The sequence below is a fragment of the Nocardioides sp. F233 genome (genome assembly GCF_057813895.1).
Map to the genome: position 1 here is coordinate 609,652 of NZ_JBVASH010000002.1, position 12,205 is coordinate 621,856.

Sequence of the window (12,205 nt, forward strand, 5' to 3'; positions counted from 1 at the left end):
GGCTTCTCCCTCCGGATGGTGTGGGTCCCCCCGACCCTGTGCTCCCTGGTCGGTTGGTGATTTCGGTGCAGACAACGACTTGCCTGACTCGCCGTCACGCTTAGGGACCCGGCCGGTCTTCGGGACCAAAAACACGGACCGCACGCCCGAAATGGACGTGCGGCCCGTGTGGCCTGGGCACTGTGGCCCGGAAGGACTAGTCCGTTCGGATCAGGCCTTCTTGGTCGCCCAGAAGATCTCGGCGATCTCGTCGATCTTCGCGAGCAGCTCGTCGGCCTTGGCCGGGTCGAGGGTGCCCTTGGTGCCGGTGGCGCCGGCCAGCTTGGTGGCCTCGTTGACCAGGGTGTGCAGCTGCGGGTAGGCCTCGAAGTGCGGGGGCTTGAAGTAGTCGGTCCACAGCACCCAGAGGTGGTGCTTGACGAGCTCCGAGCGCTGCTCCTTGATCAGGATGGCGCGGGTGCGGAAGTCCGGGTCGTCGCTGTCGAGCGCCTTGGCGATGACGGCCTTGATGGACTCGGCCTCGATGCGGGCCTGGGCGGGGTCGTAGACACCGCACGGCAGGTCGCAGTGGGCGGAGACGTCGACGGTGGGGGCCAGGAAGGCCCGGGCGATACGGGAGAACATGTCGGTCCTCTCAGAGGTTCAGGCGGGCAGGTACTTGCTGGCTGCGACACTACTCGTCATGGAACGCGCGGCAACGGGAGGTCGGCGCAGGCTCGGCATCGCGGTCGTCCACGGTGACTCGATGCGTCCCGCGTTGCGGCCCGGCGAGCGCCTCCTCGTCCTGTACGGCGCACGCGTGCGCCCCGGTCGCGTCGTCGTCGCGCGCTTCGCCGACGGGACCCTCGCGGTGAAGCGGGTCGCCGAGCGCCGGGGGAGCGGGTGGTGGCTGCTCAGCGACAATGCCGAGGCAGGCGTGGACTCGCGGCACCGCGGTGTCGTGCCGGACGCGGACGTCGCGGGCGTCGTACGGATCCGGGTGTGGCCGTGGCCCCGCTTCCTGTGACCTGTCCCATCCGGACACGTCCGCTGTGCGGCCGGACGGTGTGAAAGGATGGATGATCGTGGCTGATGACGTTCTTCCCTCCCACCCGCGCGCGGGTGAGCCGGTCTTCGATCTGCACCTCGGCGGGAAGATGGCGACCGTACCCACGGCCGATGTCAGCACCCGCGACCAGCTCTCGCTGGCGTACACCCCCGGCGTCGCCGAGGTGTGCGAGGCGATCGCCGCCGACCCGGAGCTGACCCGGTACTACACCTGGGTCCCCAACACCGTCGCGATCGTCACCGACGGCACCGCCGTGCTCGGCCTCGGCGACATCGGCCCCGCCGCCGCGATGCCGGTGATGGAGGGCAAGGCCGTCCTGTTCAAGCAGTTCGGCGGCGTCGACGGCATCCCGATCTGCCTGGCGACCACCGACGTCGAGGAGATCATCGAGACGGTCGTCCGGCTCGCGCCGAGCTTCGGCGGCATCAACCTCGAGGACATCTCGGCCCCGCGCTGCTTCGAGATCGAGGACCGCCTCAAGGAGGCCCTCGACATCCCCGTCTTCCACGACGACCAGCACGGCACCGCCGTCGTGACCCTGGCCGCCCTGGTCAACGCGCTCAAGCTGACCGGCCGCACCCCGGAGGCGACCCGCGTGGTCATCTCCGGTGCCGGTGCCGCGGGCGTCGCGATCGCGAAGATCCTGCTCGCCGCCGGCATCAAGGACATCGCGGTCACCGACCGCAAGGGCGTCGTCAGTTCCGACCGCACCGACCTGACCTCGGCCAAGAAGGCGCTCGCCGAGCTCACCGCCGACCAGTGCGGTCGCCGCGGCACGCTCGCCGACGCGTTCGACGGCGCCGACGTCTACATCGGCGTCTCCGGCGGCACCGTGCCCGAGGAGGTCGTGGCCACCATGGCCGACGACGCGATCATCTTCGCGATGGCCAACCCGAACCCGGAGGTGCACCCCGACGTGGCGCACCGCCACGCGCGGGTCGTCGCCACGGGTCGCTCGGACTTCCCCAACCAGATCAACAACGTGCTGGCCTTCCCGGGCATCTTCCGGGGAGCGTTCGACGTCCACGCCAGCTCGATCACCGAGGGCATGAAGGTCGCCGCCGCCGACGCGCTCGCCGCGCTGGTGGGCGACGACCTGTCCGAGGACCTGGTCATCCCGTCGCCGTTCGACCCGCGGGTCGGGCCGGCCGTGGCTGCCGCTGTGGCCGAGGCGGCCCGTCGCGACGGCGTCGCACGTATCTGACCCACCCTCGGACGAGGGGCCCGGCCTGCGGCCGGGCTCGGTAGGGTCGGGCCTCATGTTCGCCGTCTACGCCGACTCCTTCGCCAGCTCGTCCGACGACCCGCTGAAGGGCCTCGTCGTGGGGGAGCGACCCGACCCGGTCGCGCCCGACGGCTGGACCACGGTGAGCGTCAAGGCGGCCTCGCTCAACCACCACGACCTCTGGTCGCTGCGCGGTGTCGGGCTGAAGGCCGAGTCGCTGCCGATGATCCTGGGCTGCGACGCGGCCGGGTACGACGAGGACGGCAACGAGGTCGTCGTGCACGCCGTCGTCTCCGACCCCGACTGGTCCGGGGACGAGACGTTCGACCCGCGCCGGTCGCTGCTCTCGGAGCGGCACCAGGGCACCTTCGCGGACAAGGTGATCGTGCCGCGGCGCAACGTCGTGCCGAAGCCCGCGTCCCTGTCCTTCGAGGAGGCGGCCTGCCTGCCGACGGCCTGGCTGACGGCGTACCGGATGCTGTTCACGCAGGGCGGGCTCAAGGCGGGCGACACCGTGCTGGTGCAGGGCGCGGGCGGTGGCGTCGCGACCGCGCTGATCGCGCTGGCGCGGGCCGGCGGCCTGCGGGTGCTGGCGACCAGCCGCGACGAGGCCAAGCGGGCCAAGGCGCTCGAGCTCGGTGCGCACGAGGTGTTCGAGTCCGGCGCCCGGCTGCCCGCCAAGGTCGACGCCGTCATGGAGACCGTCGGCCGCGCGACCTGGTCGCACTCCATCCGGGCGCTGCGGCCGGGCGGCAGGATCGTCATCTCCGGTACGACGTCGGGCCCGAACCTCGACGACGCCGAGCTGACCCGGATCTTCTTCCTCCAGCTGTCGGTGATCGGCTCGACGATGGGCACCCGCGACGAGCTGGCGAGCCTGGTCACGATGCTCGACGCCACCGGCGTGCGTCCCGTCATCGACCGGGTGCTGCCGATGACCGAGGCCCGCGACGGGTTCGCGGCGATGGCCAGCGGCGACGTCTTCGGGAAGGTCGTCTTCACCCGCTGACGCGGTCCGCAGGGCTCTGGTGAGCCCTTTTTAACCAGTGGCGGGAATGACTGTCGGTGCTGGACGATTGACTCCTGTCAGCGCCCGATGGGGCGGCCGATGAATTTCCTCGGTTCGCCATGTCGATCTGGTGACGGCTGGTTCGTCGTACTTGTGAAGCGACGGCCAGCCCGAACCGTCCGGCGTCACGGGGTCGGCCACCGCCAGACCCTGCCACCAACCGATAGGACCTGTCATGACTGCGCCCTCCGGACCCGCTGAGACCGGCGACATCGCCGCGTTGGAGCAGGAGTTCACGAGTGCCTCGGCCACCCCGGGGCGAACTCCGCTCGTCATCAAGCTCCTGGTCGCGGCGACCTTCGTCGTGATCCTCAACGAGACGACCCTCGTCAACGCGGTGCCGCGGTTGATGACCGACTTCAAGATCACCGAGACCACCGCCCAGTGGTCGCTCACGGTGTTCATGTTGACCATGGCGGCGGTCATCCCGGTGACGGGCTGGTTCCTGCAGCGGGTGACCACGCGCACGGCGTACGCCACCGCGATGATCACCTTCAGCATCGGCACGCTCATCGCCGCGCTCGCGCCGACCTTCGGCGTGCTGCTCGTCGGTCGGGTCGTCCAGGCCGGCGGTACGGCGGTCATGATGCCGCTGCTGATGACCACCCTGATGACGGTCGTCGCCGCCGAGGACCGCGGCCGTGTGATGGGCCAGGTCACCCTCGCGATGTCCTGCGCCCCGGCGCTCGGCCCGGCCGTGTCCGGTGTGCTGCTCCACTTCGGCTCGTGGCGGCTGATCTTCGCGGTCGTCCTCCCGATCGCCGTCCTGGTCGGCTTCTTCGGCTTCAAGCAGCTCGAGAACGTCGGCGAGACCAACCGCAGCCCGATCAGCTGGCTCAGCGTGGTGCTGGCCGCCGGTGGCTTCAGCACCTTCGTCTACGGCCTGAGCAAGGTCGGCAACGCCAAGTGGACCGAGCCTGCCCTGCTCATCGGCACTGGTGTCGTGCTGATCGCCGCGTTCGCGGTCTACCAGCTGTTCCTGCAGCGCTCGGACCGCCCCCTGATGGACCTGCGCACCCTGAAGGTCCGCAACTTCACGGTGTCGCTGATCCTGATGTCGGCCGGCTTCATGGCGTTCCTCGGCTCGATGCTCCTGCTGCCGCTCTACCTGCAGAACCTGCGTGGTCTCAGCGAGCTGGAGACCGGCCTGCTGGTCATGCCCGGTGGCCTGACCATGGGCCTGCTCGGCCCGCAGGTCGGCAAGGCCTTCGACCGGATCGGTGCCCGGCCGCTGGTCATCCCCGGCTCGGTCGTGATGGTCGCACTGCTGTTCGCGCTGAGCCGGATCGGCGTCGACACGCCGTACGCCCTGCTCGTGGCGCTGCACGTCGCGCTGATGGCCAGCCTGGCCACCATCTTCACGCCGGTCTTCACGATCGGCCTGGGTGACCTGGCGCCGCAGCTGTACTCCCACGGCAGCTCGCTGCTCGGCACGCTCCAGCAGGTCGCCGGTGCGATCGGCACCGCGCTGCTGGTCGTGATCATGACGAACCGGACCGAGCACCTCGCGGAGTCGGGCAGCTCGCCGGCCGACGCCTTCATGGGCGGCCTGCAGTGGGCCTTCTTCGCTGGTGCGGTGATCGGCGTCGTGGTGATCGCGATGTCGCTGCTGCTGCCGTCGAAGTCGAACCTGCCGGCCGGTGCCCACGGCGGGCACTGACCGCTGATCCGAGGCGCAGGGATACCCGCTGAAGCGGGTATCCCTGCGCTTCTTGGCTGTTGCAACCGTCAGGAAGCGACAGAAGAAGTCAGGAAGCCGCGTCCAGGAACTCGTCGAGGAGCGGCCAGCTGACCTCGGCAGCCTTGGGGCCGGCGACCAGGCCGAGGTGGCTGAGGCCGTCGGCGGCGGCGTACCGGGCACCGGGGACGACGTCCGCGCCGGCCCGCACGGCCGGGCCGTCGGCGATGTTGTCGGTCTCGCTGCCGACGAAGAGCACGGGGGTGCGTACGTCGGCCAGCCGGACCTCGCGCTTGCGGCTGAGCCGAACGGTGCCGGACGCGAGCTCGTTGCGAACCATCAGTCGGGTGTGGATCTGGTGGTACGCGCGGCCCGGGTAGCCCGGCATCTCGCCGATGAAGTCGTCGATGGCGCTGGTGCGGGCGAGGGCCTCGGTGTCGAGGATGTTCTTCGCCAGGTGCACGGCCTTGGTGAGCTCACGCTTGGGGGCCATCGCCCGGTAGCTGGCCCGCACCAGGTGGCGGGGCACGCCGCCGAGGGCAGCGGTCGGCGCGGTGACGGCACGGGTGCCGAGCAGCCGGTCGGCGACCACGAGCGGCTGGACCGCCGGGATCTGCGTGTAGTCGATCGGCGTGCCGAAGGCGGTCAACGACGCGATCGGCAGGTCGGGGTGGGCGGCGGCGGTGAGCAGGCTCATCGTGCCGCCGAGCGACCAGCCGACCAGGTCGACGCCGTCGGCCTCGTCCGCGCCGGCGGCGTGGTCGGCGAGCACGGCGTGGATCGCGGTCGGGAGGATGTCGTCGATCCAGGCCTCGAAGCCCATGCCGCGGTCGGCGAAGGTGATCCGCCCGTAGTCGACGAGGTACGTCGCCCGGCCGGCCTCCAGCAGGTGGCCGGCCAGGCTCTGCCCGGGGCGCAGGTCGAAGCAGCGGGCCGAGACGGCCAGCGGCGGCACGAGCAGCACCGGCCGGGCGGCGCGGGCCGTCGTGGTGCGGTCGTAGCGCACGAGTCGCCGGTGCGGGGCGTCGGAGAGCACGGTGGCCGGCAGGCCGTCGTACTGCTCGACGCCGTCGCCGAGGGGCGAGATCGCCCAGGCGTTGCGGGCGGCGGTGCTCAGGAGATCGGTCGCGGTCGGCACCGCGCCATGGTCCCTGCCGGGCTCACCGGCCGTCCACCGAACGTGACGAGCGTGACGCTCGCCAGGAGTCTCACCAGCAGGGCACGATGTCCTGCGCGCCGGCCACGCCGTCGAAGACCTCCATCATCGTGCCGCGCATCGTGCGGACCTGCGGGTCGGCCCAGGCCATCGTCGTGTCGGCGGGGCCGCCGTTGCCGGCGATGGTGACCTTGCGGGCGGTGACGTGGAAGACGACGCGGTGCGCGTTCGTGCCGGGGAAGCAGGCCGAGCCGCGCTGCTTGGTCTGTGCGCTCGCCTGGTCGATCGTGGTGCCGGCCGCGACGCCCTTGTAGCGCAGGGCCACGATCGCCTGGAAGCCCGACGGGTGCGGCGACGCGGCCTCCCAGGTGCCGGTGATGCCGATCGACATGCCGCGGGTCCGGCTCGACGGGACGACGAACACGACCTTGCCGTCCTGCACGGTGCGCGTCCTGCTCGCCCACCAGCGGTTGCGCAGGCCCTGCTGCACGAAGACCTGGCAGCCCTCGCAGTCGGCGACCCTCACGACCACCCGGGTCCGGTCGGTCGCGGCCGAGGACGGGGGCGCGACGAGGAAGGTCGCGAGCAGGCCGGCGACGAGGGCGAGGACGGCAGCGACGGCGGCGGGGACGGTACGGCGGCCCGAGACGGACATGGAGGTTCTCCTGGCTGGTGGGGAATGGGTGGTCCACGAGATAGACGAGTGGGGACCCCTGCGGGGTTGCACCGGCGGATCAGGAATTGCGGGAGCGCCAGTTGCGGGCCCCGACCAGCATCATCCGCAGCTGGGTGCGCGCGGCCTCGGCGACCCGCTCCTCGGCGGGCGAGCCCGGCTCGGTGCCGAGCAGTCGCTCGGCGGTGGTGACCATCGAGCCCACGATCAGCTCGGAGAGCACCTCGAGGTCGCGCTCGGTCCAGGTGTCGGTGCCGGGCAGGTGGGCGATGTCGGTGGCCAGCTCGCGCTCGGCGAGCTCGATGCCGCGCGCGATCGCGTCGCGCACCCCGGCCGGCCCGGCGAACCGCTCCCGGGCGATGAAGCCGTAGTGGGCGTGGTCCTGGCGCACCTGCTCGACGAGGACCGCGACCGAGCCGTCGATGATCGTCCCGGCGTCCTCGCCGGCGGTGTGCCGCAGCTCGCGCAGCAGCGCGCGCAGGGTGTCGAGCGACTCCTCGACCAGCGCCAGGCCGAGGTGCTCGATCGAGGGGAAGTGCCGGTAGAACGCGGTCGGCACGATGCCGACCTCCTTGGCGACCTGGCGCAGCGACAGGGCGACGAGGGCGGAGTCCTCGGACAGCGTGAGCGCCGCGTCGAGGATGGCGCGGCGGGTCCGCTCCTTCTGCTCGACACGGGTCTGGGCCATGGACGCATCCTACGTGAGTGAACATGTGTGCACTGTCACGTGGTCGGGTCGTTGACCACCCCTGGGCCGACGGGCGAGAGTTTCGGAGTACGGATGTACACCCAAGTTTCCGCCAACGAAGGAGGCGCGATGTCCGCGCTCATCTCCCCGCCGGCCTACGGCGGACCCCTCGGGCGGCTCCTGCGCTCGCGGTTCGCCGCGGCGCTGACCACCCCGCACGGCGTCGACAGCTATCTCGAGCGCTTCAACCCCATGTGGGCCGCGCACGACGTCCGGGCCCGGATCGTGTCGATCCACCGCGAGACCGACGGCGACGCACCGGTCGCCACGATCACCCTGCAGCCGACGTCGACCTGGCGCGGCCACCGGGCCGGCCAGCACGTCCTGGTCGGCGTCGAGCTCCCCGGCTCGGCCAAGCGGCACACCCGGGCGTTCTCGATCTCCTCGGCCGCCTCCGGTCGCGGTGAGCGGTTCACGCTCACCATCCGCGCCCACGACGAGGGCCAGGTGTCGTCGTACCTCGTGCGGCACGCCGAGCCCGGCCAGATCCTCCACCTCAGCCAGGCGCAGGGCGAGTTCACCCTCGTCGAGAGCCCGGCGACCCCGACGATCAGCCGGCTGCTGTTCATCACCGGCGGCTCGGGCATCACCCCGGCGATGTCGATGCTGCGCACGCTGCTCCGCGACGGGTACGACGGGCACGCCGGCCGCAAGGTCACCTTCCTGCACTTCGCCCGTAGCCCCGAGGACCAGATCTTCGCTGACGAGCTCGCGGCGATCGCCGAGGCCGACAACGGCGTCGACGTGCACCTGCGCCACGGCGACCAGATCTTCAGCGAGTTCGAGCTGCGCCGGCTCGTGCCCGATTACAAGGAGACCGACACCTGGCTCTGCGGTCCGCCCGGGCTCGTCGAGCTCGTGCGCGAGGCGTACGACGGCTCGACCCGCCTGCAGATGGAGTTCTTCAAGCCGGCGGTCGCCCGTGCGGCCGCGCCCGGCGAGGAGATCGAGGGCGAGATCTCCTTCACCCGCGCCGGCAAGACCGTCGCCGCGTCGGGCGCGAGCCTGCTCGAGCAGGCCGAGGAGCTCGGTCTGACGCCGGAGTTCGGTTGCCGGATGGGCATCTGCTTCTCCTGCACGCGCACCAAGACCGCGGGCACCGTCCGCAACATCCTGACCGGTGAGGAGTCCGCGCTGCCGGACGAGGAGGTCCGCATCTGCGTGACCGCCGCCGCCGGTGACTGCCACATCGACCTGTGAAAGGCATCGCGATGACCGACACCCTGATCGCCGACATCGACACCCACGAGAAGTACCACGGCCTGACCCACGCCGAGATCGACCAGCTCGGAGCCGAGCTCGACGCGCTCCGCCTGCGCGTCATCGCCGACCTCGGCGAGCCTGACGCGGAGTACCTGCGCAAGGTCGTCAAGGCCCAGCGCAGCTTCGAGATCGTCGGCCGGGCGCTGTTCTACCTGCCGCCGGCCTGGCCGCTCGCGGTCGCCGCCCTCAGCGTGTCGAAGATCCTCGACAACATGGAGATCGGCCACAACGTCATGCACGGCCAGTACGACTGGATGGGCGACCCGACGTTCAACTCCCGGATGTTCGACTGGGACACCATGGCCCCGGCGGAGAACTGGAAGTACGGCCACAACTACATGCACCACACCTACACCAACGTCGTGGGCAAGGACCGCGACGTGGGCTACGGCATCCTCCGCATGGACGAGGACCAGAAGTGGAACCCCTACTACCTCGGCAACCCGCTGTGGGCGTTCTTGCTGATGACCTTCTTCGAGTGGGGCGTGGCGCTGCACGACCTCGAGACGGAGGAGGTGTTCGCCGGTCGCCGCAGGATGTTCCGCGGCGAGAACGCCCCTATCTGGCGCCGGATCCGCAAGAAGATGGGCAAGCAGGTCCTCAAGGACTACGTGCTCTTCCCGGCGCTGACGGGCCCGCTCTTCCTCAGCACCCTCGCGGGCAACGCCGTCGCCAACCTGGTCCGCAACATCTGGACCTTCAACATCATCTTCTGCGGCCACTTCCCGGCCGGGGTCGCGACCTTCTCGGTCGAGGAGACCGAGAACGAGACCCGCGGCCAGTGGTACCTGCGTCAGATGCTCGGCTCGGCCAACATCACCGGCGGCAAGTTGATGCACGTGATGAGCGGCAACCTGTCCCACCAGATCGAGCACCACCTGTTCCCGGACATCCCCGCGCGTCGCTACCCCGAGATGGCTGTCGAGGTCGAGGCGATCTGCGAGCGCTACGGGCTGCCCTACAACAAGGGCCCGCTGCACCGGCAGCTGTTCAGCGTGTTCCGCAAGATCGTCCGCCTCTCGTTCCCGGGCGGTACGTCGAAGGCGGCTCCGGTCCGCGGCCCCGAGGCCGTGACCGAGGACTCGTTGGCAGCCTGAGCCTCCGCGGGAGAGACTGACGCCCATGAGCGACGGACGCGACCACCTCAGCAAGGCCGAGATCACCAAGGACGCGCTCCAGGCGGGTGCCGAGGCCGCGGCCCAGACCGTCGGCGAGGTCGCGAGCATCGTGACCCGCGCCGTGGGCGAGGTGGCCGCGGCCGTCGGCGGCTTCGCCACCGAGATCTTCGAGATCAAGGACTCCTCGCAGCGCGCGCTCGCCGAGCACGGCTCGGACGCGCCGGGGCTGCCGGAGTCCGGCGACGAGGCCTAGTCGAACGCGAGCCGGAAGTCGGCCATCCGGAACGAGCCCAGCTGCCGGGCGTCCCGCATGAACCCGAGCGGCCCGTCGGCGGCGAAGCTCCACCGGCCGCGGCAGGGCAGCGCCTTGGCGTTGCCCTTCATCACGACGTCGGCGGTCTCCGGGTGCTCGGGGATGCCGGGCTGCTCGACCAGGCCGGTGAACGGCAACCGGACCGCGGCGCGGGACACGTCGGTGAAGCTGGCCTCGGCGATCGGGCGCCGCTCCACGGTCGCTGACCAGTCCGTCGAGGTGACCGGACCGCGGAAGCTGGTGTCGAGGTCGAAGTCGCACAGCTCCTTGGGGATCGCCCACAGCGCGCGGCCGCCGGCCTGTGAGGCGGGGGAGTCGACCCAGATGTCGGTGATCGTCACCGCGCCCTTGCCGGCCGAGTTCTTCGTCGTGCGGGCGAGCAGCAGCTCGTGGTAGGTCAGTGGGCTCGGCTCCTCGTAGGAGACCAGCGCGACGCCGTACGTCCCGGCAGGGTGGTGCGCGTCGACGTCGCGGCCGAGCCGGAACACCGACAGCCACAGGGACCCGTGCATGTGCCACGGAGCCGGGGGATAGGCGTTCACTCGTCGTCCTCCAGGAAGAGCTGGGCGGTGTGCTCGAGCTCGGCCTCCATCGCGGCCGGCAGGTCGTCGGTCAGCTCGTCGGCCATCGGGCTCTCCTCGCGCGGGCCCAGCCCGGCGGCGGCCTTCTCGACCGCGGCGCCCACGTCGATGATCGTGGCCTGGCGGACGTAGGGCTTCTCGAGCTCCTTGGCGACGTACTTCGCCACGAACCGGCGCAGCTCGCCCTCGACGTTGGCCGCCTTGCTGGTCAGTGAGGCGCGCAGGCCCTGCGCCTTGAGGCGTACGACGACCTGTGCGGACGCGGGCGGGGTCACGTCGAGGACGATGGCGAGGTCGGCGCGCCCGTGTGCGGTGATCACGAGCGGCACCGTGATCTCGGCGTCGAAGTTCTGCTTGTCCATGCCGAGGTCGATGCTGAACTTCAGTGTCACCGGCAGGTCGACGTGGAAGGACACCGGGTCGGCACCGACACGCTCGCCGGTCGCCGTACCGATGGTGCCCTGCGCGGTCACCTTGGCGATCCGTCCGGGGCCGACGCCCAGCGGGCCGACGTCGATGGGGCGTCCGGCCAGCACGTTGACGCCGGCCAGCACCCGCTCGGCGGTCACGGCGGTGGCGAAGAAGTGCTCGCCCCAGGCCGCGTAGTCGATCAGCTCCTCGCTCACGCGGGTGACACTAGTGGGTACGCCGACCCCGCGGGCCGGTTGCCAGTCCGCGGCTGACCATGTCGAGGGTGCGTGCGATCGCGACGTCCTGCTCGGCCGGGCCCAGCTCCGACATCGGTCCGTCGATGAGCAGCATCGCCAGGCCGTGCACCGCCGCCCAGGGACCGGCCTCCGCGTCCGGGCGGTCCTCGGGGGCGAGGTAGCCGACCTCGACCAGCTGGTCGAGCATGTCGCTGAGCAGCAGGTACGGTGCCGGCTCGCCCATCCCGTCCGCACCGCCTTCGTCGCGCAGGCCGCCGGTGAAGCAGGTCCGGAAGACGCCGGGCCCCTCGATCGCGAACCGGACGTAGCCGCGTCCGGTGGAGCGCAGCCGCTCGACGGCCCGCTCGACCGGGTCACCGTCGGCCGGCACCTGCGCGAGGTAGTCGGCCATCGCGGCGACCATGCCGTCCATCGCCAGTGCCCGGGCGGCGTCGAGCAGCTCGGCCTGGTTCTCGAAGTGCCGGTAGGCCGCGGTGGGGGTGACGCCCACCTCGCGCGCCGCGCCGCGGATCGTGACGGCGTCGGGGCCGCCGGTCGCGGCGAGGTCCGCCGCTGCCCGGGCGAGGGCGTTGCGCAGGTCGCCGTGGTGGTAGCTCCGCTTCGAGGTCGTCACGGAGAACATGTTGACACCCGTACACATCCATGCCAAGTTAACACTCACAAAG

14 protein-coding genes are annotated in these 12,205 nt (G+C 70.8%); 7 read left to right on the plus strand and 7 right to left on the minus strand.

All coding sequences use genetic code 11. The features are described 5' to 3' along the window. Positions 1-210: 210 nt before the first annotated feature. Positions 211-624, minus strand: coding sequence for a superoxide dismutase, Ni (gene sodN / locus ACZYRU_RS09315; RefSeq protein ID WP_488956805.1), 414 nt, complete (start codon positions 622-624; stop codon positions 211-213). A gap of 58 nt (positions 625-682) precedes the next feature. On the opposite strand from sodN, the gene ACZYRU_RS09320 reads away from it, so the two are divergent. The 4 genes from ACZYRU_RS09320 to ACZYRU_RS09335 all read left to right on the plus strand — a co-directional run bounded on the left by ACZYRU_RS09320 (position 683) and on the right by ACZYRU_RS09335 (position 5,002). Beyond that, positions 683-1,006, plus strand: coding sequence for a S24 family peptidase (locus ACZYRU_RS09320; protein WP_488956806.1), 324 nt, complete (start codon positions 683-685; stop codon positions 1,004-1,006). A 52-nt stretch (positions 1,007-1,058) separates the two neighbouring features. After that, positions 1,059-2,252, plus strand: a complete 1,194-nt coding sequence (locus ACZYRU_RS09325) for an NAD(P)-dependent malic enzyme (RefSeq protein WP_488956807.1) — start codon at positions 1,059-1,061, stop codon at positions 2,250-2,252. Between the two features lie 55 nt (positions 2,253-2,307). Then, positions 2,308-3,282 carry a zinc-binding dehydrogenase gene (locus ACZYRU_RS09330; RefSeq protein WP_488956808.1) on the plus strand — a complete coding sequence of 325 codons (975 nt, stop codon included), beginning with the start codon at positions 2,308-2,310 and terminating at the stop codon, positions 3,280-3,282. A gap of 235 nt (positions 3,283-3,517) precedes the next feature. Beyond that, on the plus strand, positions 3,518-5,002 hold the full coding sequence (locus tag ACZYRU_RS09335) for a DHA2 family efflux MFS transporter permease subunit (protein ID WP_488956809.1): 1,485 nt from the start codon (positions 3,518-3,520) through the stop codon (positions 5,000-5,002). A gap of 88 nt (positions 5,003-5,090) precedes the next feature. Here the strand turns inward: ACZYRU_RS09335 and ACZYRU_RS09340 are convergent, their stop codons facing one another. The 3 genes from ACZYRU_RS09340 to ACZYRU_RS09350 all read right to left on the minus strand — a co-directional run bounded on the left by ACZYRU_RS09340 (position 5,091) and on the right by ACZYRU_RS09350 (position 7,537). Then, positions 5,091-6,158, minus strand: a complete 1,068-nt coding sequence (locus tag ACZYRU_RS09340) for a hypothetical protein (protein WP_488956810.1) — start codon at positions 6,156-6,158, stop codon at positions 5,091-5,093. 70 nt (positions 6,159-6,228) lie between these two features. Then, positions 6,229-6,831: a hypothetical protein gene (locus tag ACZYRU_RS09345; RefSeq protein WP_488956811.1), complete on the minus strand. Its 603-nt coding sequence runs from the start codon at positions 6,829-6,831 to the stop codon at positions 6,229-6,231. A gap of 79 nt (positions 6,832-6,910) precedes the next feature. After that, positions 6,911-7,537, minus strand: a complete 627-nt coding sequence (locus tag ACZYRU_RS09350) for a TetR family transcriptional regulator (protein ID WP_488956812.1) — start codon at positions 7,535-7,537, stop codon at positions 6,911-6,913. A gap of 129 nt (positions 7,538-7,666) precedes the next feature. Here ACZYRU_RS09350 and ACZYRU_RS09355 point away from each other — a divergent pair, with 129 nt between their 5' ends. Genes ACZYRU_RS09355 through ACZYRU_RS09365 form a run of 3 tightly spaced genes read left to right on the plus strand, consistent with a single transcriptional unit; the run spans position 7,667 to position 10,231 of the window. After that, complete coding sequence (locus ACZYRU_RS09355) at positions 7,667-8,797, plus strand: ferredoxin reductase (RefSeq protein ID WP_488956813.1); 1,131 nt, start codon at positions 7,667-7,669, stop codon at positions 8,795-8,797. Positions 8,798-8,808: 11 nt separating this feature from the next. After that, positions 8,809-9,957: a fatty acid desaturase family protein gene (locus ACZYRU_RS09360; RefSeq protein WP_488956814.1), complete on the plus strand. Its 1,149-nt coding sequence runs from the start codon at positions 8,809-8,811 to the stop codon at positions 9,955-9,957. Between the two features lie 25 nt (positions 9,958-9,982). After that, a complete protein-coding gene (locus ACZYRU_RS09365) occupies positions 9,983-10,231 on the plus strand; it encodes a hypothetical protein (protein WP_488956815.1) in 249 nt (82 codons plus the stop codon). Here the strand turns inward: ACZYRU_RS09365 and ACZYRU_RS09370 are convergent. The 3 genes from ACZYRU_RS09370 to ACZYRU_RS09380 are packed head-to-tail and all read right to left on the minus strand — an operon-like array spanning position 10,228 to position 12,153. Then, positions 10,228-10,833 carry an acetoacetate decarboxylase family protein gene (locus ACZYRU_RS09370; protein WP_488956816.1) on the minus strand — a complete coding sequence of 202 codons (606 nt, stop codon included), beginning with the start codon at positions 10,831-10,833 and terminating at the stop codon, positions 10,228-10,230. The two genes, ACZYRU_RS09365 and ACZYRU_RS09370, sit on opposite strands and share 4 nt — an antisense overlap. After that, positions 10,830-11,498 (minus strand): hypothetical protein, encoded by a 669-nt coding sequence (locus tag ACZYRU_RS09375; RefSeq protein ID WP_488956817.1) that lies wholly within the window; start codon positions 11,496-11,498, stop codon positions 10,830-10,832. The genes ACZYRU_RS09370 and ACZYRU_RS09375 overlap by 4 nt, the downstream gene beginning before the upstream one ends. A gap of 10 nt (positions 11,499-11,508) precedes the next feature. Then, a complete protein-coding gene (locus ACZYRU_RS09380) occupies positions 11,509-12,153 on the minus strand; it encodes a TetR/AcrR family transcriptional regulator (protein WP_488956818.1) in 645 nt (214 codons plus the stop codon). Between the last annotated feature and the right edge of the window lie 52 nt (positions 12,154-12,205).

Coding starts and splice junctions, on each gene's coding strand:
- ACZYRU_RS09365 (WP_488956815.1), top strand. CDS start 9,983: ATGAGCGACGGACGCGACCACCTCAGCAAGGCCGAGATCACCAAGGAC.
- ACZYRU_RS09330 (WP_488956808.1), top strand. CDS start 2,308: ATGTTCGCCGTCTACGCCGACTCCTTCGCCAGCTCGTCCGACGACCCG.
- sodN (WP_488956805.1), bottom strand. CDS start 624: ATGTTCTCCCGTATCGCCCGGGCCTTCCTGGCCCCCACCGTCGACGTC.
- ACZYRU_RS09355 (WP_488956813.1), top strand. CDS start 7,667: ATGTCCGCGCTCATCTCCCCGCCGGCCTACGGCGGACCCCTCGGGCGG.
- ACZYRU_RS09325 (WP_488956807.1), top strand. CDS start 1,059: ATGATCGTGGCTGATGACGTTCTTCCCTCCCACCCGCGCGCGGGTGAG.
- ACZYRU_RS09345 (WP_488956811.1), bottom strand. CDS start 6,831: ATGTCCGTCTCGGGCCGCCGTACCGTCCCCGCCGCCGTCGCTGCCGTC.
- ACZYRU_RS09360 (WP_488956814.1), top strand. CDS start 8,809: ATGACCGACACCCTGATCGCCGACATCGACACCCACGAGAAGTACCAC.
- ACZYRU_RS09335 (WP_488956809.1), top strand. CDS start 3,518: ATGACTGCGCCCTCCGGACCCGCTGAGACCGGCGACATCGCCGCGTTG.
- ACZYRU_RS09320 (WP_488956806.1), top strand. CDS start 683: ATGGAACGCGCGGCAACGGGAGGTCGGCGCAGGCTCGGCATCGCGGTC.
- ACZYRU_RS09350 (WP_488956812.1), bottom strand. CDS start 7,537: ATGGCCCAGACCCGTGTCGAGCAGAAGGAGCGGACCCGCCGCGCCATC.